Source organism: Psychrobacter sp. TWR1-1-1 (assembly GCF_049895865.1).
GTDB lineage: Bacteria > Pseudomonadota > Gammaproteobacteria > Pseudomonadales > Moraxellaceae > Psychrobacter > Psychrobacter immobilis_A.
Map to the genome: position 1 here is coordinate 121,403 of NZ_JAFCTE010000004.1, position 22,135 is coordinate 143,537.

The 22,135-nt window shown below is 43.8% G+C and carries 16 protein-coding genes and 2 tRNA genes; 13 read left to right on the top strand and 5 right to left on the bottom strand.

Annotated elements, in window-relative coordinates:
• Positions 1-551 precede the first annotated feature (551 nt).
• The 4 genes from surE to modB all read left to right on the top strand — a co-directional run bounded on the left by surE (position 552) and on the right by modB (position 4,940).
• Positions 552-1,364: a 5'/3'-nucleotidase SurE gene (gene surE / locus ACP69U_RS05780; RefSeq protein ID WP_426138089.1), complete on the top strand. Its 813-nt coding sequence runs from the start codon at positions 552-554 to the stop codon at positions 1,362-1,364.
• A gap of 249 nt (positions 1,365-1,613) precedes the next feature.
• Positions 1,614-2,408, top strand: a complete 795-nt coding sequence (locus tag ACP69U_RS05785) for a M23 family metallopeptidase (RefSeq protein ID WP_201559919.1) — start codon at positions 1,614-1,616, stop codon at positions 2,406-2,408.
• Between the two features lie 139 nt (positions 2,409-2,547).
• Positions 2,548-3,852 carry a lytic murein transglycosylase gene (locus ACP69U_RS05790; RefSeq protein ID WP_055124471.1) on the top strand — a complete coding sequence of 435 codons (1,305 nt, stop codon included), beginning with the start codon at positions 2,548-2,550 and terminating at the stop codon, positions 3,850-3,852.
• 386 nt (positions 3,853-4,238) lie between these two features.
• Positions 4,239-4,940 (top strand): molybdate ABC transporter permease subunit, encoded by a 702-nt coding sequence (gene modB, locus ACP69U_RS05795; protein ID WP_426138090.1) that lies wholly within the window; start codon positions 4,239-4,241, stop codon positions 4,938-4,940.
• A 46-nt stretch (positions 4,941-4,986) separates the two neighbouring features.
• Here the strand turns inward: modB and ACP69U_RS05800 are convergent, their stop codons facing one another.
• From ACP69U_RS05800 to ACP69U_RS05815, 4 genes are all read right to left on the bottom strand, one after another.
• Positions 4,987-5,991 (bottom strand): D-cysteine desulfhydrase family protein, encoded by a 1,005-nt coding sequence (locus ACP69U_RS05800; RefSeq protein ID WP_193007098.1) that lies wholly within the window; start codon positions 5,989-5,991, stop codon positions 4,987-4,989.
• Positions 5,992-6,202: 211 nt separating this feature from the next.
• Positions 6,203-7,006, bottom strand: a complete 804-nt coding sequence (locus tag ACP69U_RS05805; RefSeq protein WP_319020724.1) for a DUF5020 family protein — start codon at positions 7,004-7,006, stop codon at positions 6,203-6,205.
• A 603-nt stretch (positions 7,007-7,609) separates the two neighbouring features.
• Positions 7,610-7,686: transfer RNA gene (locus ACP69U_RS05810), tRNA-Asp, on the bottom strand.
• A gap of 65 nt (positions 7,687-7,751) precedes the next feature.
• Positions 7,752-7,827, bottom strand: a tRNA-Val gene (locus tag ACP69U_RS05815).
• Positions 7,828-8,123: 296 nt separating this feature from the next.
• Here ACP69U_RS05815 and ACP69U_RS05820 point away from each other — a divergent pair.
• From ACP69U_RS05820 to ACP69U_RS05850, 7 genes are all read left to right on the top strand, one after another.
• Positions 8,124-9,761, top strand: a complete 1,638-nt coding sequence (locus tag ACP69U_RS05820) for a cardiolipin synthase (protein ID WP_426138091.1) — start codon at positions 8,124-8,126, stop codon at positions 9,759-9,761.
• A gap of 104 nt (positions 9,762-9,865) precedes the next feature.
• Positions 9,866-11,323, top strand: a complete 1,458-nt coding sequence (locus ACP69U_RS05825; RefSeq protein WP_314884384.1) for a tetratricopeptide repeat protein — start codon at positions 9,866-9,868, stop codon at positions 11,321-11,323.
• 176 nt (positions 11,324-11,499) lie between these two features.
• Positions 11,500-13,098, top strand: coding sequence for a 3-deoxy-D-manno-octulosonic acid transferase (locus tag ACP69U_RS05830; protein WP_314884382.1), 1,599 nt, complete (start codon positions 11,500-11,502; stop codon positions 13,096-13,098).
• Positions 13,095-13,820: a 16S rRNA (uracil(1498)-N(3))-methyltransferase gene (locus ACP69U_RS05835; RefSeq protein WP_193009521.1), complete on the top strand. Its 726-nt coding sequence runs from the start codon at positions 13,095-13,097 to the stop codon at positions 13,818-13,820. The genes ACP69U_RS05830 and ACP69U_RS05835 overlap by 4 nt, the downstream gene beginning before the upstream one ends.
• Positions 13,821-14,111: 291 nt before the next feature.
• Entirely contained in the window at positions 14,112-15,236 is a 1,125-nt protein-coding gene (locus ACP69U_RS05840) for an extracellular solute-binding protein (RefSeq protein ID WP_055124594.1), read from the top strand.
• Between the two features lie 173 nt (positions 15,237-15,409).
• Positions 15,410-17,116, top strand: a complete 1,707-nt coding sequence (locus ACP69U_RS05845) for an ABC transporter permease (RefSeq protein WP_193009520.1) — start codon at positions 15,410-15,412, stop codon at positions 17,114-17,116.
• Positions 17,117-17,222: 106 nt separating this feature from the next.
• The gene (locus ACP69U_RS05850) at positions 17,223-18,575 is read left to right on the top strand and encodes an ABC transporter ATP-binding protein (RefSeq protein WP_314884377.1); all 1,353 of its coding nucleotides are present in this window, start codon (positions 17,223-17,225) and stop codon (positions 18,573-18,575) included.
• 157 nt (positions 18,576-18,732) lie between these two features.
• On the opposite strand, the gene ACP69U_RS05855 is transcribed toward ACP69U_RS05850, so the two are convergent.
• Positions 18,733-19,605, bottom strand: a complete 873-nt coding sequence (locus ACP69U_RS05855) for a methyltransferase domain-containing protein (RefSeq protein WP_426138092.1) — start codon at positions 19,603-19,605, stop codon at positions 18,733-18,735.
• Positions 19,606-19,913: 308 nt separating this feature from the next.
• On the opposite strand from ACP69U_RS05855, the gene ACP69U_RS05860 reads away from it, so the two are divergent.
• Both ACP69U_RS05860 and ACP69U_RS05865 read left to right on the top strand, forming a co-directional pair.
• Positions 19,914-21,605 carry an alpha/beta hydrolase family protein gene (locus tag ACP69U_RS05860; RefSeq protein ID WP_426138093.1) on the top strand — a complete coding sequence of 564 codons (1,692 nt, stop codon included), beginning with the start codon at positions 19,914-19,916 and terminating at the stop codon, positions 21,603-21,605.
• A 105-nt stretch (positions 21,606-21,710) separates the two neighbouring features.
• A complete protein-coding gene (locus tag ACP69U_RS05865) occupies positions 21,711-21,890 on the top strand; it encodes a hypothetical protein (RefSeq protein WP_193009516.1) in 180 nt (59 codons plus the stop codon).
• Positions 21,891-22,135 lie beyond the last annotated feature (245 nt).

The following is a 22,135-nucleotide window of genomic DNA, read 5'->3' on the forward strand; positions in this document are numbered from 1 at the left end:
TGTAGATATCTTGTGAGCCAAAGCTCTTTTTGAGCAACATATCAGCAGCATAGACTCATAAGTTACGTCAGCATAAAAATATAAGTTTGTATTGTTGTAAGGTGTTGCCTATTGTAACGTCACGCCAAGTTTTTTTGCTGTTATTGATGCAGATATCATCGTGATAAAATTATAAATTGGATAGATTCTGCGCAAAGACTGGGTTCGTGTCAGCGTATTATTAGGGTATAATCGCCCAAAATTATGGTGGCATCCGCGTTTTGCTATATCAATTATCAATTTTTTCATATCCATGCTGCGATATAAACACAGTATTATTTTATTTGATAGCGGTATGGCTTTTTTAACTTTGATAGTAAATTCAGCTACCATTTGACGCTTGCCAAATGCTGTGTATAAATACTATTTATGCAGAAAAAGTCAATGTAGATGGCAGCATCAACAGTATGATCACACAAACTAACCACCATTTTCGGGTCTGATTATAGCAATTTTATGCGGCTAAAGTTCATAAGTGGACAGGCGGTCATTAATGAGTATATTGAGTGAAAATGAAATTTTTAATTAGTAATGATGATGGGGTTTATGCACCAGGGTTACTAGCATTATATCAAGCCCTGTCTGCTATTGCAGAGGTGGTAGTGGTTGCGCCAAACAGTGAGCAAAGTGGCTGCGCGAGTGCTTTGAGCCTCTCCATGCCATTATATACTCATCGATTGGATTCTGGTTTTATAGCGGTAAATGGTTCGCCCGCGGACTGTGTACATTTGGCATTGCATGAGTTATATCCTGATACGTGTTTTGATTGTGTGATTACTGGTATCAATTCTGGTGCCAATCTTGGTCAAGACGTTTTATTTTCGGGTACCTTTGGTGCTGCATTAACCGCACAGCTCTTTGGAATACCTGCCATTGCGACCTCCCTAGTGGGCGGCGGCGTCAAAGGAGAAGGGCAAGAGCAGACCAGTCATTATCAAATGGCGGCAGCTGAAATTGTTAAATTATTGATAGAAACACCGATATTAGATGCTTGCAAAAATTTGCCCTATCATGTATTAAACGTTAATATTCCTGATGTGGATAGTGCCGATGAGATCAAAGGTCGGAAAATAACGGCGTTAGGGCACCGTCAGATTGCGCGTCCTGTACATCATGTGGTCGATCCACGTGGGCGTGATGCTTATTGGTTGTCGCTACGTAAACGCCCACATGAGTTGCCATTAGAAACTGAAGGTTTGCAGTCCTCCACAACAGATATGACGGATGATCAAGCGGTAGCGGCGGGTTATATCAGTTTATCGCCAGTGCGCCTGCATCATACGCCAGCAGACACGCTTAAAACGCTGTCGGCGTTAATGCTATAAATTTACGCTGCCAAAATGCGTCAAACAGCTGGTCAATATCCTGATATTATCTGCGCTATTTTTGTTATTTGGCTGCCATTTATCTCATTTTTATCACCATTTTCAAAATGAGGACACGCCTTAGAAAATGGTTTACTATCGAGTGATTGATAATGGTATTTGCCAAATACTAAACGGTATAAAAGTTAGCAAAATGCTTGTGAGTAACACAAGGAGTTTGTGAGTAACATAAAGAATAGGAAATCTTGTATGAAGAAGCTTATTGCTGGATCGCGCTTTGCAACAGTGGCATTGATAGGTACTTTAACAGCAGCAACGTTAACGATGGTGGGCTGTGCAACCAAGCCTACTTACCAATCAGCTAACCAAGCGGGACCTAAGATTATTACCAATGCACAAGGCGTTCCTAACTACCATCGTGTACAGCGTGGCGATACGGTCAGCCAGATTGCTGAGCGCTATCGTCTCAGTTACCGTCAAATCGGTTCGCTCAATGGTTTGGACAGCAAGTATACGATTTATAGTGGTCAATGGCTCAAGCTGTGGCAAGGTACGCCAGCCGATAACAATCGTTATAACGCGCCTACAACGACACAGCCAACGTACAGACCACCTGTAACGAGCGTGCCTAATAATAGCTCACAAAGCCCTGTATACGAAGTGACGGCTAACGCAACGTCAGGTTATGAATATCCAAGTCGCAATCAAGTGACTCGTAACTTTGATGCGGCAGCGGGTACGATGGGTATGTGGTTTGCTGGTAATATCGGTGATCCCGTACTTGCTAGCCAATCTGGCACGGTACTGTATTCGGGCGATGGTCTGCCAGAGTATGGCAATCTTATTATGATTCGCCATAGTGATAATTACATCACCGCTTATGCGCATAATAGTCAGCTACTGGTCAAAGAAGGCGATGCTGTACAGCGCGGTCAGCGCATTGCAAACATGGGTAACAGTGGCCAGACCAATCAGGTCGGCTTAGAGTTCCAAGTGCGCTTAAATGGTAATCCTATTGATCCACGTGCGGTACTAGGGCGTTAAACGTGATGCCAAGTTTTGACTGATTTGGCAAGTTTAGTGGCTTTATTCAGAGCGCTTGAATTTTAGAGCGTTTGAATAAAGCCACCTTAACTAAATCGGTTTATTTGAGTCGCTTTACTTATTCATACTTGAGAATTTTATGATGTTAAAAAAACAATATCTTGCTCTGTTTCCTGCGTTAGTGATGGTTGGGTGTACCAGCCAACAGGCAATGCAAAAACCTAGCAAACCCGTGCGTCAAGGCAACGTTCAGATTACCCAAACTCAAACCATTCAAGTGAAGCCAGCACCGAAGCCTGTCATCAAGCCGCAGCCAGTGGCAAAGCCAAGCTATAACAGCTTCTCTGATTGGAAGTCGGATTTTTCTATGCGGGCGATTTCATCAGGCCATGATGCAGCGACGGTGCGTCGTCTACTTGATACCGCTTATTTAAATCAGCAAGTCATCTCACTTGACTCAGGACAGCCAGAGTTTTCTAAGATGCCATGGGAATACGTCGATTCTGCCGTATCTGATGGGCGTGTGAGTACTGGTAAGCGTAAGTTCGCCGAGCAACGGGCATTTTTGTCGCAATTAGAATCGCAGTACGGCGTCAATGCAGAAATAATCGCTGCCATTTGGGGCATGGAGTCGTCATACGGCGTGGTGACGGGTAATAGCAGCATACCAAGCTCGCTTGCGAGTCTGGCTTATGATGGTCGTCGCCAAGAGTTTGCCGAAACTCAGTTGTTGTCATTAGCGACACTATTGCAGCGCGGTGATGTGTCTTGGTCGCAGCTGGATGGTTCTTGGGCAGGCGGCATGGGACAGACGCAGTTTATCCCTGATACTTGGCTGAAGCACGGAGTGGATGGCGATGGTAATGGTCACCGTAATCCGTGGGCAACGGGCGATGCACTGGCGTCCACCGCTAATTATTTAAGTAACTCAGGTTGGGTTCGAGGTCTAGCGCCATTTTACGAAGCGACCATTCCTGCCTCATTCGATTACTCCATGGTTGGTAGTAAGCAGCCTGCCGCGAGATGGGCGGCGATGGGTGTTGATACCATCGCTGATGTTTATTTGGATGCCAATACCGAAATGGAGCTGTGGCTACCAGCTGGCAAGGATGGTCCAGTGCTGTTACTCAGTCCAAACTTTGATGTGATCAAGGTTTATAATAACTCATCGAGCTATGCGCTAGGTGTCAGCTTGTTGGGTAAAGCGCTTGCTGGACAAGGCGGATTACAGAAATCATGGCCGCGTTATGAGCGTCCATTATCCACAGCTCAAGTACGAAATTTACAGCAGCGTTTGACCAACTCAGGCTATGATACTAAAGGCGCTGACGGTATCGTGGGTACCAATACTCGATTGGCGTTCCAGCGCTGGCAAGCAGACAATGGTCAGACTCCAGACGGCTTTATTACTCAGCGTAGTGCGTCATCGTTAGCTTCGTGGTGAAGCAGGTTGATTGCACTGCTTTTGACTCGTATTAATTCTAATATTAACGTGTTAAAAGAAATTTTTTAACCATCATTTTTGACGGTAGTATTTAATACGATGAGCTTAGTGAATAAAATAAAAAAGCACCTTATTAGGGTGCTTTTTTATTTTACGCTATGATTGTTTTTCAACAGACCATAATCTTGTCAGGTTTTAATAAATAATATCGACACAAGAAGACTGATACTGTGACTGATAAACGCTACACTGTTTGTTTATCAATGCGCTTTGTTTATCAACGCGCTATTTATAAGAGCTGACATTATATTTGTCTGTTCAATCTTTTAATATTAGATACAATAGATCCTTTATCCTCATAACGAATGGCAACGAGCAGTGACATTATGATAGACCAGTCTCTTATGTCCGATATGCTTAGTCCATTTTGGGTCAGTATTAAGCTTGCTGGTGTCACTACCATTTGTTTATTACTGTTCGCAACGCCTGTGGCTTATTGGCTCGCTAAGCCCAGTCGTAGGCAAGTTGTGGCACGTCTTAAAGTCTTGCTTATGGGCATCATTGCCATGCCATTGGTTTTGCCGCCTACCGTCATCGGCTTTTATCTTTTATTACTGTTAAGCCCTAGTGTCGGTATTGGTAAATGGCTTAGCGAACATAATATCAGTTCCTTGATATTTACCTTTGAAGGTCTTGTCATTGGTTCAATTATTTACTCCTTACCTTTTTATATTCAGCCTGTCTACGCCCAATTTTTACGTATTCCACAAAGCGTGATGGAAGTGGCACATTTATTGGAGCCAAGCCGTTTCAAACGGTTTCTCAGAGTCGCTCTGCCACAAGCGCGTGTCGGTATTGTGCTCGGCAGCTTAATAAGTTTTGCCCATACTATTGGTGAGTTTGGCGTGGTTTTGATGATAGGGGGTAGTATATCCGATGAGACTAAAGTGGTCTCGATTGCGATATACGAGCAAGTAGAGGCGCTGAATTACGAGGGAGCGCACATGATGTCTGGGATTCTCATCATTATGGGAGTGATTATGGTGGCGTTGATTGCTAGTGTGAGCCGGCTGAATCAACGCTCATAAGATCGTAGTTAATATATACAGTTTGTATTAATGCATCAAAATTTATTTATCCATTTCTTTTCATCATATCTAAGTCAGTTGAGTAAGCAAACAAAGCCGGAGCGCCGCCCGTGTGCCAGAATAAGACAGTGTCTGTTTTTTTGATTTTGCCAGACCGAATCATATCTATGAGTCCACCCATCGCCCGACCCGTATAAACAGGGTCCAAAAGTATGCCCTCTGTTTGCGCAGTCATCTCAATGGCTTCGTTCTCTAAAGTACCAACCACACCATAACCGTCGCCCACATAATCGGAGTTAAGTATTAAGTCGATCTCTGAAAACTGGTAATCGGCACCGATAAGGGTGGCGGTGTTATTGGCAAGTGCGACGGTATACTGATCAAACGGTACTTTGTCTGTTTCACCTTTATCGATATTGATACCCACAATGTGCGCAGGCGAGTTGAGTATTTTTTTACCAAGCATCAAACCGGCTTGTGTTGCGCCAGAGCTAGAGGCAAAAACGATATGAGTAAATGAGACGTCCATACTTTTACGTTGTGACTCTAACTCTTTAAAAGCCTCTACAAAGGCCAAAGCACCCAGCTCATTGGAGCCACCATAAGGTATGACGTATGGTTTTTTGCCTTGTTTTTTTAACTGTTCAACGATTTTAGGGATGTCTTCCCCTTTGCGATGGGCACCTGCCCAATGGATATATGATCCAAAAATTTTGTCTAATAAAAGATTGCCACTTGCTTGCTCGGGTTCTTCTCCGCCTAATACTAAATGGCAGTCAAGTCCCAAGCTTGCAGCGGCAGCAGCAGTCTGGCGACAATGATTGGATTGTGCAGCTCCTGCCGTAATCACGCAATCAGCACCCTGAGCAAGGGCATCACCCAGGATAAATTCAAGCTTACGGGTTTTATTGCCACCCAATGCCAGTCCCGTGTTGTCATCTCGTTTCATAAAGATAGTAGGGCCATCAAGTTCTTTACTTAACCTAGTAAGCTCTATCAATGGAGTGGGGAAGAAGCCTAATGATTGTCTGGGTATGTGGTTATATTCCATATTTTGTCCTCTGTATAATAAAAAAATGCTGAATAATTATACGTCGTAAAACCATAACGAAATTTATAAATACGCATTGATTTTGAAAATAAATAGAATCTCAGATATCCGTTTAACCCGTATAAAATAAAAATCCTCATGCTGGCTTGAGAGGTTGCATGAGGATTGTTTGAGTACTATTTTAGAGCGATCTGTCAGACCAGATAGACGATTAAAAATGAAACTTCACTAGAGCACTAGGTGTATTTTGGGTCGTATCACTACCATACTTATTCTTCCAATAGCTATATTCTATACCGACTTCTAAGCGATTATCAATGCCCAATAGTGGCTGTAAGTTGTATTTTATTTGCGGATTGATGTGCAATTGATCTTTTAAGTCGTCGTTGTTAAAAGAGTAGTCTATATAACCATCTATCACAACGTTATTTTTCTCCCAACCGTAGGTTAAGGTGATTTGTTGGTCATCATCAGTATTGTCATTGAAGACATGATATAAGGAAGCGGAGGCGTACTTCATACCAGAAATAGGGACATTCAAATCTGCACCTAGTCCTATCATATAGTTGTCTTGGCTAAAGCCTGTACTGTTTGAGCCAAACTCATATTGACCTGCTAGATTGAGCTGTTTGATAAAGCTATCATCGAAAGTTGTAAGCTTTAACTTGGGAGCAAACTCGCCATACGTTTCTTTAAATCTATTGTTTTCAATATCATTTGCGCCTTGATGGCGATCGACGAAGAAAAATACGCCGCCCCAACTGTGGGTAGATGCGTGCTCCAGAGTGATGGTCGTCAATTCTCCGTCTTCTACCAGCTCATAATCATTACCATATAGTACAGAAAGACTGGTATCGGTGAAAAGCACCTTTGCATGGCTGCTGCTCATCGTACCTAAGGCAACGATCGCGGCTAAAGCGGTGGTTAATGAGCTACTAAAAAACAGTTTTTTCTGAATATTGGTTCTACATAATTGGCTAGCCAGTGGCAGGTTTGCAAATAAGTGATAACGCACAGTAATATTCCTTTATATAGAGTGGGTCATCCTAGCAGGCTGGGTATATGACAGAAGCGCGTTTTAACTTCCTGTCAAAACGGGTCAATGCTGCTAAGGATAAAGCGCGGTCAATTTTTGATAGCAATCTAAAATAATGAAGATAAATGCTATCGATATAAGTATTGTCAAAAGTATAAAAAATGCTCTGTTGGCTATATTATCCGCAATAATTCTTAACACTTTGAAACAGTTAAGCATGTTTTATAATGAGTGACAACCATATGCTGGCTCAAAATAATGGTCTATCAAGCCTTCTAAGTATTTGATATTACCTAAGTTTATGATTTTATTAAATTAACTGACTAAATGGTCAGCTTTATTATTTTTGTAAACAAGGAGATATGTTGAAGTAGTTGGTAGGCTAAACCACTAGCAATAATTATTACGATTCAGAGTAGTGAGAAGAGCTGGTAGGGTGGTTGAGGACAAATGATATGAGAGGCAAGTGAATAGAGGTATGGCAGAATTAATAGACACAAAAAAACCTCAAGTAAACTAATACTTGAGGCGAAACTTGCTTAAACTTGAAAGTTTAAATTCGTTTTAGCTTTTTACTAAATATGGCGCAGCGGACGGGACTCGAACCCGCGACCCCCGGCGTGACAGGCCGGTATTCTAACCAACTGAACTACCGCTGCTTAGGTCGTACTTAGTTTATTTAACCACTTAGCCTACTACTTGAGAGTAACGCTATACTAGATAGTGGTGGGTGATGACGGATTCGAACCGCCGACATTCTGCGTGTAAGGCAGACGCTCTACCAACTGAGCTAATCACCCTTCGAACAATTGCTAAGCAATTTATTCAACATCAACTGAGCTCTAAGTTTGTCACTAAGCTCTGCTGCTGTGGGTGTGTATTATATAGATTTACACATGGCTGTCAAACAGTTTTTTAACTATTTTGAAAAATAATTGAAAATACTGTCTGAAAGTTATTATTAATAGTAGTCTAAGGCACGTGTTTACTAAGGTTGCTGCATAAAAACTTATTATGGTTAGTCATTGTTTGATGGTCAAAAACTACTATACTATTGAGGGTGTTTTACGACTCATGCTTTATTTTATGTTGATTGTTGGAGGCGGGCATAGAAAATTCCACTATTGAACAAACTTTTACGACCTGGTCTTGGGGAGACTTTGCAGGCTTGGGTCTGGTATTGCATATTGTTCTCATGATAGTAATGACGCTACGTGTTGTGTCAGTGCAGCGCAATATCGGTGTATCTATTGCTTGGATTGCTGTGCTCTATACCTTGCCTCTTTTTGGTTTCATCGCTTATATACTATTGGGTGAGCCGATGATAGGGCGGCGCTATCGTCAACGGGTAGACCAAGCAAGCTTATTGATGGATGATATGGCACGGCGTGAGAATTTGGTTTTTGATCAAGGACAAGAGCTGCTGTCAGCCAACTACCGCGGTGTCAGTCAAATAGGCACGCGTTGGACGGGGCTGGGCGTGTTTCCTAATCACAATATGCAGCTATTGACGGATCCTCATACTATCTTTCAGCGATTAATCGAAGATATCAATGCCGCTCAGAGTATTATCTTGATGGAGTTTTATATTGTTTATCCTAAAGGACAAGTACTAGAGGTGATAGAGGCGCTGTCAGCGGCAGCGCAGCGTGGTATTGAGTGTCATATATTGGCCGATAGCGTGGGCAGCTTTAGTTTCTTTAATAGTAGCGCGCATCGTACTTTAGAAAAAGCAGGTGTCTTTGTCCATCAGTCACTACCAGTGGGTTTATTTAAAACGCTATTTAAGCGCTCTGACTTGCGCAATCATCGTAAAATTGTGGTGATTGATGAGCACATTGGCTATATCGGTAGCTTTAACTTGGTCGATCCAAGATTTTTTAAACAAAATAAAAACGTTGGACAGTGGATCGATGTGGCGATACGCACGACCAGTCAACACTCTATTAGTATTACGACCGCCATGGCGATCGTGGTGGCCACGGATATTGGTGCGGAAAATAACGACAATCTAGACGCGCTCAATCAGCGAGTAAATGGCTATACTCGTAAACTATATGTGATGAACCCAACCATTAATGATTTAAACAGTCGGGTAAAGGTATTGGCTGGTGAGATCGACTATTATAAGCAACCAAATATTGGCTCAACATCGATTGTGATACCGAAGATGCCGATGGTAGAAGGAGTGCTGGCGCAGCTGATACCCTCCGCACCGCAAGTGACAGCCCATGTTATTTACAATACATTGGTGACCGTTATTCATCGCGCCAATAAACGCATTCGCATTACCACACCGTATTTTGTACCTGACGAGGCGCTCTCGGGAGCATTAACGATCGCTGCCAAACGCGGGGTTGAGGTGACGCTGATTGTCCCGGAAAAGGTGGATTCATTTCTTGTACAGCATGCGTCACAAGCCTATTATCAAGAGCTGCTCGAGGCAGGCGTGACGATTGCCTTGTTTAAGGGTGGTCTGTTGCATACCAAAACAGTGGTTATCGATGAGGATTATTGTTTATTTGGTACTGTAAACATCGATATGCGCAGTTTTTATCTAAATATGGAAGTGAGCTTGGCCATTTATACACCAGAGATGGTCGCTCAAGTCGCTGATTGCCAAGAAGCCTACTTACAAAGTTGCCGTTTTTTGAGTTTAGAGCAGTGGCAACAGCGCCATGGTGCAGAGCGTTTATTTGATAATGTGGTACGCTTATTTAGTCCTTTATTGTAGCATTTTCGATTTTAGGGTAAGGTAAACGACTGATGTCAGTTTAGTGCCATGATGACCTTATTTTTATTACTATTAATTTATCCCGATAAAGGATGCGCTTGTCTATGTATGCATCGTCTGCATCACCTCTAACGCCCTTTGATTATATTGCAGCAGGCTATTGGCAAGACTTTCTAGCGGATCGTCCTATCGCTGGTGGCATTGCTTACGAAAGCGAGCTTCGTGATTGTATCTTAGATGAGTCATTGGCAAGCTTACAGCGAGTCGATACGCTGCTGTCGCACATACGCCGTGAGATGGTTAAAACTGGTCGATGGCATGAAGAGAGATTATTGCTCGATGAACGCTATCGTAACTTTATGGTATTTTTGGCGTTTTATGCAGGGCGAGTATTAGCACAGCAATGGCAAAGTACGCCGCATTGGTATGGACAGTTTGAGCTACATAAGCGCTATCCTGAACTGGCTCTTACAACCGATGATTTTTATCAATACATGGCGGTTGTCTATTGTCAGTCGGCTGATGCTAATAGCGTTACGTCATTGTTTTTTGCACTAGAGCCGATAGGGATGCGTCTATTTGGTCATATTGATCGGCCGTTTGAGGCGGTACAAGGCGGTCAAGTGGCGAGTGGTCTTTATCAAGCGGTTAGCGCAAGGTTGCCACATGCGCACGACGATCACGTTGCCAGTTCAATCACACCAGCCATTAATATCAGCACACCAAATACAAGCGCTAATGTAGAGCGCATTAAAACGGTTGATAGTCAGAAACCGTTAGAAAAAGAAGGGTTGAGTCATACGCCACATGCTGTGCCAGAATCTCAGAACCTGTCTCAGCAAGAGAGCCAAACTAAGCCTGTGCTGTCTAAATCAGAAACAGTGCAACCTCATACAACCTCAGAAAATACGGTATTAGAGCAGCCACTACCATCGGCAGTGCCTTCTCCTCAAGAATTGCCAACGCCTGCGATTTTTACGCAACTACTCGTAGAGCTAGATAACATAGAAGTCGTTCAAACGGCTGGCAATAGTGAGTATCAGCAAGCCCATAAAGTGTTGGAGCAGTTAGAACAGCATATCGCCAAGCAAAGTCAGCCGCGCGCACAAATGCGCTTTTCAGAGAGTCATTTAACGACAAAAAAGCAAGCGCTATTAACACTACAAGAGGCGGCGCAGGCGGGTAATAGTGCTGCCATGCTACATTTGGCAATGTATGAATTACTTGGCGAAGGATTAACGGTTGATAAGGGTGCTGCTACAGCGTCAGGGGTTGAGTGGGTTAAGCAGGCAGCCAGCAAAAATGACAGTCGTGCGCAGCGCCTACTAAGCAAGATGTATTACCAAGGGGTCGGCGTGGCGCAAGATATAGACACTGGCAAATATTGGCTAGAGCAAGCAGCAAAGAATGGACACGCGGAAGCGGTGAGCGTAGTAGGGCAATGGCAGCAGGCGCAAGCGCTGATAACGACACAAAAACAAGAGCAACATAGCATGAAGCGCTATCAGCTGCTATTCGCCGCCATACTCGTAGTGGCAATATTGATCCTAATTATTGTCTAAAATATTTTATGGCAACACGCTGTAAAGCGTATTGTTAATCGCTAAATTCAGGTAGAATTGGCGCATTTTTTACCGTCACCTTACTATAGTCGATTTAATTTAAAGAGGTTAATGCCGTCACTCTTTTATAGTGAATTGACTATATTATTTAAGCCATTACTAATCTGGGCAACTTTATGCCATCTTCTCCTATATCCTCTGATTGTCCTTTAGAAGCGACTGACCCAGTATCGTTGCCCAGTCGCACTGTTTATACTGCGCCTTTGTATTATCAGTGCGCCATTGGCTTACTTAAGCCGCTATATCGACTCCAAGTTTGGCAACGCTCACACAACCGCGACAACTATCAACAAGAAGTGGCGCAGCGTTTTGGTAAACAATATCCGCCGCGGCCAGTGGCTAAAGTGACTAATGCGCAAACTGATAAAGGCGTTATTTGGTGTCATGCGGTGTCATTGGGCGAGACCAATACCGTCGCGCCATTATTAGATACATTATTGGCTGATGGCTATCAAATATGGCTAACCAATACCACGCAGACAGGTTTTGCTCGCGGTGCTAGCCGTTTCGCCGATGATATTGCTCAAGGTCGGATGAGCCATAGCTACGTACCTGTCGACAGCCCAACTGTGATTGAGGCTTTTTTGGCGCATGTCAAGCCCATCGCTGCTCTGTTTGTAGAAACGGAACTGTGGGCAAATATCCTAGCCAAATTATCCGAACACCATATTCCCAGTATCTTGGTCAACGGTCGGCTGTCAGCGTCTTCTTTTAAAAGTTATCAAAAAATTGCTGCGGTCAGTGCCAGTATGATGAAAAATCTGACTTTGATTATCGCCCAAGACAGCGACTCAGCGAAACGCTTTCGACAATTGGGTGCGAATAGCGCGCAAATTCGTGTCGCAGGTTCACTCAAATGGGTGATTAATACGCCTAAAACTGAAGATAAAGCGGCTGATATAGAAGCTGATATAGAAAATAACTATACAGAAAATCCTAGCGTACCAAACCAATATTCTGAATCGGTCAAAAAGTCCACATTAGCAAAAGAAATGAATATCGCTGGTCGACCGATTTGGGTTGCCGCAAGTACCCATAGTGGCGAAGAAGAGACGGCATTGTCACTGCATCAACAGCTATTGTCTCATCCCGCGCTCGCTGATGCGCTGCTTATCATTGTACCTAGACATCCTGAACGTTTTGATGAAGTAGCAGCGCTCATTCAAGCGTCCGAATTAACAATGGCACGGCGTAGTGCAGAAGATAGCATTCATGTAGACACACAAGTCTATCTGGCTGATAGCATGGGTGAGCTGATGGCGTGGTATAAGTTGGCAGATGTGGCACTGGTCGGCGGCTCATTAGTAGATGTCGGTGGGCACAATCCCGTTGAGCCAGCGAGTGTGGCAACGCCTGTACTCATGGGGCGCTATACGCAGTCTTGCCAAAGCGTGGTAGATAAATTGGCGGAGGTCGGCGCGTTATATCAGCCAAACAATGTTTTCTATCGTCCCGTTACTGTTAATACGGCTACTACTAATGATGATACGAGTCAACAATCCTCTCGTAAGAAGCCTGCCGCTAAAGAGGATGTAGCGCTCATTTATCAGCAGCTAGTGTCTTGGCTCAGTGATCTTGAGGTAGCGGAACAAGCAGGGCAAGCTGGCGCGCGAATGACGAGACAACAGCAAGCCGTACTGACCCGCCAATTTACCATGATTAAAGAGGTTGTCGAGCAGCATGCTATTCAACAACCAAGCCAAGAGCTGCTATGAATTGTTTATTATTACCCATTGAAAACTTCTCTTCGGATGCGGCATATATTGATGAATTATCACAAATAAATCACGTCAATAAAGTGCTAACAGCAAAAGTTGGTGATACGCTGAAAATCGGTCAAATGGGCGGTCATTTGGGCACTGCTGTGATTGAGAGCATCCGCTCTGATGCTATTGAGTTGCGTGATATTCAGCTCACCACTGCGCCGCCACCAAAGCTAGATTTGACCGTTGTGTTGGCACTACCGCGTCCTAAAGTGCTACGCCGCTTAATCATGGATATGACCGCGCTTGGGGTGCGCGATATTATCCTAATCAATAGCTATCGCACGCAAAAAAGCTATTGGCAAAGTCCGATGCTTGAGCGCCTTGATGAGTTTGTATTAGAAGGGCTGCAACAAGGGGTTGACACCATAGCGCCTCGTATCACTTTACAAAAACGCTTTAAGCCATTCGTGGAAGATGAGCTGGCAGGTTTGGTAACCAATCGAGCCATCGTGGCGCACCCGTATAGTGAGCTATCCTTTACACAGTATCTACAACAGCCGCCATCGTTAGGATTACCAAGTCTGGTTTGTATCGGTAGCGAGGGCGGCTGGATTGATTATGAAATAGCACTGCTCGCCACTCAAGGTTGCGCGGCAGTCACTATAGGCTCGCGTATCCTGCGTACAGAAGCCGCCGTCAATGTGATTTTAGGTCAATGGTTGCTGTCGTGAATCAGCAGATCATTGAAAGATAATTAAGACATGCCATCACTTAGAAAATCTATACATTACTCCATGAAGATCTATAAATTTATCACTTAGAAAGTGACAGTTGAGCCAAATTATCGGTGCATTTCTGAGTTAAACAAATGTATTGATAATTAATCTCATTTCTATTAGTATGTTGTTTCAGAGATTATCGCGTGATTGAACCTTATTGTTAGAGGTCTTTAGCGCCGTCTTATCTTATTGTCATCTCATCTATTTATCTCACCTTTTCGTAGCATCATTATGGGGAAAACCATGTCATTGAATGCCATTAGCGCTAACCTAACTTCTACTAAGCTTATCTTGCCTGTTGCCGTATTTGGCATGATGTTGGGACTGGCTGGTTGTAGCAATTCATCTACAACAGAAGAGAGCGTGGAGGCGGAGACATCAGCGGCGGCTACTGAGCAACCAGCTGCTAATGATGGTGCTACGAGTGAAGGTGGTCAAACGATTACTATTTATTCTTCGCGAAATGAGCAGTTGATTAAGCCATTGCTAGACCGTTATACCGAACAGACGGGTGTGAAGATTGAGCTGGTCACAGATAGTACAGGTCCGCTCATGGCGCGTTTGCAAGCTGAAGGTCAGAACACGCCAGCCGACATGCTGCTCACGGTTGATGCGGGTAACTTATGGCAAGCCGCTCAGCAAGGCTTGTTGCAACCAGTATCCTCTACTGTGTTAGAAGAAAATGTCCCTGCCAAATATCGTGATCCAAAAGGTCAGTGGACAGGGCTATCATTGCGTGCTCGTACGATCTTTTATGACCCAAGTAAAGTCAGTGCCGACCAATTGTCTACTTATGCAGATTTAGCCGATCCAAAATGGAAAGGCAAGTTATGCCTACGTACCTCTAAAAAAGTCTATAACCAGTCACTTGTGGCCAGTATGATGGAGCATTTGGGCGAAGAGAAAACCGAAGAAATCGTCCGTGGTTGGGTCGCTAACTTAGCTACTGACGTGTTCAGCGATGATACCAGTATGCTAGAAGCCATCGCTGCTGGTCAGTGTGAAGTGGGCATTGCCAACAGTTACTACTACGGTCGTCTGCTCGATGAAAAACCTAACTTCCCTGTGAAAATATTTTGGGCAAACCAAGGCACGACTGGTACACACGTAAATATTTCAGGTGCTGGTGTGGTCGCAGGTTCAGACAATCCAGAGGGTACGCTTAAACTGATAGAATGGTTGTCTTCTGATGAGGCGCAAGGTCTTTATGCCAGCTCAGACAAAGAATTCCCAGTAAAAGTAGGGGTTGATGAGTCAGAAATGCTCAGATCATGGGGTGAATTCAAAAAAGACGATATCAATGTGCAAAAGTTTGGTGAGCTACAAACCCAAGCCATTCAGTTGATGGACAAAGCAGGCTATAAATAAGGTATTGACAGTCATATCATTCTCAAAAATGACAATGCCTATCAACCCCGAGTATCAAGATTGATAGGCTAAATGATAGTCTTTATGTTCAAAGCGGACAGTGTTTTTAGCCGTATTTTTGAGTTTGGTATAATGTTGTAAGGTCTTTATGCGTATGACACGGTAATAATGATATGATCAAAACGCCAGACGCGTCTGCACGTCAAAACGATACAGTTAATGATAGTGCTAATGCCAACAATATGGATAATCATAATATTGATGGAAAGCAGACTGTCAGCCAAGACCACGCCGTCCGTAAACGTATTATCTCAAAATCAGTCTTAGGACTGATTTCGTCGTTTATGCTTTTGCCAATTTTGATTGTGTTGCTATCTTGGACGCAGCCAATTGCCGATATCTGGACGCACATGGCAGATTATGTGCTGCCGCAAGTGCTTAAAAATACCGCGATTTTATTGCTGATGGTAACAGTCGTGTCTGGCACTATTGGCACCGCGCTTGCTTGGGTAACCAGTATGTACCGCTTCCCTGGACAGCGGTTTTTTTCGTGGGCGCTGATGTTACCGCTGGCGATACCTGCCTATGTATTGGCGTTTGTCACCATTGGTATTGTTGATTTTAGTGGACCATTACAGACAGGTTTGCGCGACCTAGGCTTTGATGCAGCGATTCCTTCGATCCGTAATGTCTGGGGAGCAGGTTTGGTATTGTCCCTAGCGTTTTATCCCTATGTCTATTTGCTGGCGCGTCAAGCGTTCTTATCGCAAGGAAGGCGAGCGATTGAAGCGGGACAAATGCTGGGCTTAAGCCGTAGCCGCGTGTTTTTCCGGTTGGCATTACCACAAGCCTTGCCGTGGATTATTGGCGGACTATTGCTTGCCAGTATGGAGACCTTGGCAGATTTTGGTGCCGTGTCGGTCTTTAATGTTGATACCTTTACCACGGCTATTTACAAAGCATGGTTTGGTTTCTTTAGTTTGACCACTGCGGCACAATTGGCAGCTTTGCTCATCGGTGTGATCTTTATTGTGGTATTGTTTGAGCAGTATTGGCAAACCAAGCGCGGCAATAATGTGACTCAAGGCAGCAGTCAGCGTTTTGATGCCAGCACGCCTGCGAAATTGGGCATGACATTGCTGTGTACCTTGGTATTTGCTGGCGCTTTTTTAATCCCATTTTTGCAGCTCATCTACTGGACGGCATTGAATTTTCGCCAAGATTTTGATGCGCGCTATATTGATTTTGTGACCAACAGCCTCATGATTGCTAGCATGACCACGATTTTTATTGCCTTTTTGGCGATTATCATTGCGTGGATTAAGCGGCAGTATCCTGATAAATTGACCAAGCTCATGACTACTTTGGCAAATTTGGGTTATGTGGTGCCGGGTACAGTATTGGCAGTGGGCATCTTTATCCCAATTGCTTGGCTAGACAACCAAATGATTGTCTTTGGGATTACCACGCAGCAAGTATTATCAGGCAGTGTGATTGTGATGCTATTGGCATTATCGACGCGTTTTATGACGGTGAGTTTTCAGCCAGTTGATCGACAGCTACAGCGACTAACGGTCAATCAAGAAGCGGCTGCCAAATTACTGAGTGACAGTCCTTATCAGCGCTGGCGTCAAGTGATGTTGCCCGTTATTAGTCCAGGAATATTGACAGGACTATTGATGGGGTTTGTTGAAGTCATGAAAGAGATGCCGATTACGTTAATGACGCGTCGCCAAGGCTGGGATACGCTGGCGGTGCGGGTGTTTGAGATGACCAGTGAAGGCATGTGGGGACGAGCTGCATTGCCAAGTTTATTGATTGTGCTGGTTGGGCTGCTGCCTGTTTGGATATTATTGCGTCAAAGCGATAAGCAAGGTTAAGGTGTCTTTAGAGTGAATCTGCATTATCCGATAGCGCTCCATTTTATGATTGTTTTCACTGTTTTATCTATGGGTTTTATTTACTAATAGCTAACTGGTACCGTCTATGTACACCGATTCAATGAAAGGCTCAGCAGACTCTAAATCAATCAATGCCAAGTCAATAAAGGCCAAGGCAAGACTGGAGCATATAAAAAAATTACCAGTTGCTCAAGTTAAGACGCCGCCCGCCCAGCCTAGCAAGTCTTTAGAAAAAAGCAGTGCTTTTAGCCAAGATATTGAGACAAATACTGAGGCAGCTACGGCTACTAATCCTTATTTTAGTGTGCAAGATTTAATCGTTGGTTACGACGATACGATTATCGTCAATGGTTTGTCATTGGAATTGAAGCAAGGCGAGATTGGTTGCTTTTTGGGTTATAGCGGCTGCGGCAAGACCACGGCACTAAGAGCGATTGCAGGGCTGGAACAAAGCCGTGATGGTACGGTTCTCTTAAACAATCAATGTCTTACTGATAAAACTGACCGTAACTCGTATGCAGTCGCACCCGCCAAACGCGGTATGGGTATGGTGTTTCAGGACTATGCGTTGTTTGGGCATTTGAGCGTGGCAAAAAACATCGCTTTTGGTCTGAATAAATGGTCGGCTGCTGACAAAAAGGCCCGTGTCGCTGAGATGCTAGAGCTGGTTGAATTGTCTGAGCATGCTGACAAACGTCCAAATGAGCTGTCAGGTGGTCAGCAGCAGCGGGTGGCATTAGCCCGTGCATTAGCGCCAAAGCCGAAATTATTGCTACTCGATGAGCCGTTTTCTAATCTAGATGTGGTGCTACGTGAATCATTGGCAATGAATGTTCGTGATATTCTTAAACGCACCAATACCACGGCAATATTGGTCACTCATGATCAAAACGAAGCTTTTGCACTGGCTGATAAAGTGGGGGTGATGCATAAAGGTAAGCTGGTACAGTGGGCAACCCCCAGTGAGCTATATCATGAGCCAATCAGTCCTTTTGTCGCCGAGTTTGTCGGCGAAGGCGCGATGATAGATGGCATCATCAAAGAAGGCCATGTTGAGACGGCATTAGGCGATATCTATCGACGTATGGAAGTGTACGATGAATCAGGGTACCCACAGTATTGCGAGTATGATTATCCTAATGGCACACCGATTAAGGTGTTGGTGCGCCCTGATGATATCATTCATGATGATGAGAGCAACCAAACCGCTTTAGTCGTTGGACGCGTATTTCGCGGTGCCAACTATTTATATCGCTTGCAACTTGACGACGGGCAAACGGTATTGTCTTTAGTCGCCAGCCACCATAATCACGAGATTGGATCGCAGATTGGTATTTTACCTATCCTAGAGCACGTCGTGGTATTTGATGAAAAAGACATCAATGCGACGACTTGGTCAGAGTATGATAGGTCAGAGAGAGTTGATGAGACAGAATAGTCGCAGCATTTATAAATGATTAGAGTATTAACCTCGCGACATGCACACAGTATTCTATTGATGCTTGGCTGCCTTGTATCTACTTTATACCTATTTTACACTGCTGCGATTATATTGATTAAAACTCCCTCCAAAAAACAGGTGCTTGCACTTAAGCTTATCGTGTCGCCAATATGTGCAAATAACGTCCCAACCATTTATACGGCTCTAATTGCGAGTAGCGCAGCTCCATGCGTATCACGGCATCTGGGTCATTGTGACCACCACGCTTAAGCGGGGCATAATCATGAAATACGCGCAGACCACTGGTGCGTATGGTCTGATAATGATGCGCAGTCAACCAAGATTCGACTTCTTCTTTGGCGACAGGATGGTTGGGCGTGAGGCTTTTTTTGTTGTCCGCCTTATATTCTGTATTATCGAGTAAGTTGAAATTCCCCATGATTAGGTTGCGATAATCAAAGCTTGCTGGGTTATAAAAGCATAAAGATAGTGCACCCTTATCCATTAATTGCTGATCAAAAAAGTCCATCACGGCAGCGGGCTCGGCCAACCATTCAAGCAGCGCATGACACATGATTAAATCAAACTTTTCATGATTTTCTTTGCCTAATCTTTCTGGCAGTTCCTGATAAGGGCAAACGTACCATGTGATATCGAGGTTTTCGTCTATCTGCGCGGCACTCGCTTTCGCTTTTTCTAGCATATTGGCTGAGATATCATTGATGACCAATGTATGACCTTGAGCTGCCAGCTCTATTGCAATCTGCGCAAGCCCTGCACCCACATCCAAAATACGTAAAGGTCGCTCAAGGCTTTCACTCATTTGCGCGCTATATTCAAAGATATCACGGCGTAGCACCGCCAATCGAATATCGCCTTTTAAGCCACCGTAGACCTTTTTTTCAAAATGATCCGCAATCGCATCGAAGCTACGATCGGCACGTATATCGCCTGATGTGTCGATTGGTTGTGTCAGATCAGCCGATTGGTTGTCATGTTCTTTGGTACTTTCACTATGGGTTTGCATAAAGCGCTATCTGTATTAGGGTGGTATTTTGAAACATCGTACAACAAAGACAAAATCTAAGCTAGGCTTGACACCAATACTAGCTTTACCATAGCGTTAAATATGCTATTAAATACCTGTTTTCCAGTAGCTTTTCACAATATTTTACGGTATAAGTAGTAAGGTTTAAGAAACAATTATTGAGTAAGTTTTATTGAAAATATTTGATACTCCAATGTATTCAATAAAAAGAGTCTGCCATACTGAAATTTTTTATTGTCAAGGACTCTCAGCAAACGTCTGATCTATCACCGCTAAGGACAGCAACCATGATCGTATCTAAATCTACTACCGCTATAAATAACAAACCATCTAGCAGTACCCATCAATCAGTATCCATTACTACGGGCAAGCCTATGATGCTGCGCTGCCTATTATCCGTCGCCATTGCCAGTAGCTTGCTACTCGTCGGTTGTGGCGATGACAATGACTTTGATGCTGTTATAGGCTCTGACTCTGCGACGTCAGTTAAATCAATCAGCTCATTTAACACCGCGCAAATAAATACCCAGTTCGGTCTTGATGGTACGGCAACCCCTGATGCCAAATGCGATATCAAAATCGAAAAAGTTAGCTATCCGACAGTAGGTGCAGCGGGTGAGCGTACCAACGCGACAGCAGCTTTGATGCTACCAAGTGGTGACAGTGCTGACTGTCAAGGCGATCGACCTATCTTGCTGTATGCCCATGGCACAACTACGGACAAAGGCTACGATTTTAGTCAAGTCGCTAATCCTCAAAATCCAGCAGCTGGTGAGTCGACATTAATCGCTGCCAACTTTGCGGCTCAAGGCTACATCGTCGTTGCACCAAACTATGCTGGTTATGATGAGTCTGATCTTGATTACCATCCATACCTTGTGGCTGAGCAACAAGCCACTGACATGGCTGATGCGTTAGACAGTGCCCGTACCATCATTGCAAGACAACAGCGCGCTAATGATCCTGACTACACCAACCTTGATGACTCTGGTAAGTTATTTATCAGTGGTTACTCTCAGGGTGGGCATGTGGCGATGGCAACTGCAAGAATGTTCGAGAAAAATGATGAGCCTGTCACTGCCATTGCACCTTTATCAGGGCCTTATGCACTGGCAGCGTTCGGTGATGCAATATTTTCGGGTAACGTCAATATCGGTGCATCGCGTTTTGCACCGCTACTGGCATCTGGTCTCCAAAATGCGTATGGCAATGTCTATAATAGTACTGCTGATATATTCACTGCCAATTATGCAAACACACAATTACCAAGTTTATTGAGCTTTGGTGAGTTGGTCGCTGCTAATAAACTGCCTGATAATGCGCTGTTTGAAAAAGATCCTGAAAACAATCCCACGCTTGATCTTCTACCAGCGCCTACCGTTCCCTTTGCTTCTATTGGCTTCGCGGATGATAATTATCTGATCAAAACAGACTTCCGTACCGCTTATGTCGCAGATGCATTACAGAACCCTGATAGCCTAATCGCGATGACAGGAGCATCACTAGCAGCCAATCCACAAAACAACTTACGAAAAGCCTTAAAAGCCAATGATCTACGTGGATATGTACCAAAAATGCCAACTCTGCTATGTGGTGGTAATCAAGATCCAACGGTTTTTTATGACCTAAATACCAGTTCAATGGCTGCTATTATTCAAGGGAGTGTCGCACAAAATCCAGCGCTTACCGTTAACGTGACAGTATTAGATGTTGATGCGACGACAGCTGATGATCGTCCTGATAATTCTAATGTTCAACTTATTGGACAGGCGTCCATGAACCAATGGAATATTAATTCTGTGGTAACAAGTGTTCAAAGTAACTTTGTTCAAAATCTTCAACGCGTAGTAGATGCAGGAGCACAGCAAGGCATACCTGCAAGCGTTGCTGTATTGGGCAACTATCACGGCGGTCTAGTCAGTACGGCTTGTACGCAAGCCACACGTGAGTTCTTTAATCAGGAATTTAAACCTGCTTAATAGAGGTCATTTTAACCATAAAAAATAGCCTGACTATCGAAAAAACTGTATCCACTGGATGCAGTTTTTTCATGAATATCATTTAATCATCAATAAGAGAAAAATATGAAATCGATAATATTATCACTAATTGCCTGTGTCTTTATCACAGCTCCGATCAGTCAAGCACAGGCTAAGAATACACCTTGTTCGGGCAAAATGGGCGGCGTATCTCACTGCTCAAAAGATGGTAAATTTGTTTGCAAAAATGGCAAAATCAGTCAATCAAAACAAGTATGTCGTTAAAGTTGTTTTTACCCTTGTTATTAGAGTGAAAAAAACCGCTAATCAGCTGTTTTGCTTAATTTTAATAACAGCCAGACGCCCCTAAATCAGCAAATTTGTGCTAAAATAGCTTCTTTAATTGAACATTATTTTTAACAAAAACCGTATCACTATTTTCCTATTGTTTTGCACCTTTGACAGTGCTTTTTTAGGGTCACTATTCTGATAGTAGCTGCGCATTGATGCAGCTATATTTTTGTATAACC

Excerpts from the sequence above, each read along its gene's own strand:
- surE (WP_426138089.1), top strand. The coding sequence starts at position 552 with ATGAAATTTTTAATTAGTAATGATGATGGGGTTTATGCACCAGGGTTA.
- ACP69U_RS05785 (WP_201559919.1), top strand. The coding sequence starts at position 1,614 with ATGAAGAAGCTTATTGCTGGATCGCGCTTTGCAACAGTGGCATTGATA.
- ACP69U_RS05790 (WP_055124471.1), top strand. The coding sequence starts at position 2,548 with ATGATGTTAAAAAAACAATATCTTGCTCTGTTTCCTGCGTTAGTGATG.
- modB (WP_426138090.1), top strand. The coding sequence starts at position 4,239 with ATGATAGACCAGTCTCTTATGTCCGATATGCTTAGTCCATTTTGGGTC.
- ACP69U_RS05800 (WP_193007098.1), bottom strand. The coding sequence starts at position 5,991 with ATGGAATATAACCACATACCCAGACAATCATTAGGCTTCTTCCCCACT.
- ACP69U_RS05825 (WP_314884384.1), top strand. The coding sequence starts at position 9,866 with ATGTATGCATCGTCTGCATCACCTCTAACGCCCTTTGATTATATTGCA.
- ACP69U_RS05830 (WP_314884382.1), top strand. The coding sequence starts at position 11,500 with ATGCCATCTTCTCCTATATCCTCTGATTGTCCTTTAGAAGCGACTGAC.
- ACP69U_RS05835 (WP_193009521.1), top strand. The coding sequence starts at position 13,095 with ATGAATTGTTTATTATTACCCATTGAAAACTTCTCTTCGGATGCGGCA.
- ACP69U_RS05840 (WP_055124594.1), top strand. The coding sequence starts at position 14,112 with ATGTCATTGAATGCCATTAGCGCTAACCTAACTTCTACTAAGCTTATC.
- ACP69U_RS05845 (WP_193009520.1), top strand. The coding sequence starts at position 15,410 with ATGATCAAAACGCCAGACGCGTCTGCACGTCAAAACGATACAGTTAAT.
- ACP69U_RS05850 (WP_314884377.1), top strand. The coding sequence starts at position 17,223 with ATGTACACCGATTCAATGAAAGGCTCAGCAGACTCTAAATCAATCAAT.
- ACP69U_RS05855 (WP_426138092.1), bottom strand. The coding sequence starts at position 19,605 with ATGCAAACCCATAGTGAAAGTACCAAAGAACATGACAACCAATCGGCT.
- ACP69U_RS05860 (WP_426138093.1), top strand. The coding sequence starts at position 19,914 with ATGATCGTATCTAAATCTACTACCGCTATAAATAACAAACCATCTAGC.
- ACP69U_RS05865 (WP_193009516.1), top strand. The coding sequence starts at position 21,711 with ATGAAATCGATAATATTATCACTAATTGCCTGTGTCTTTATCACAGCT.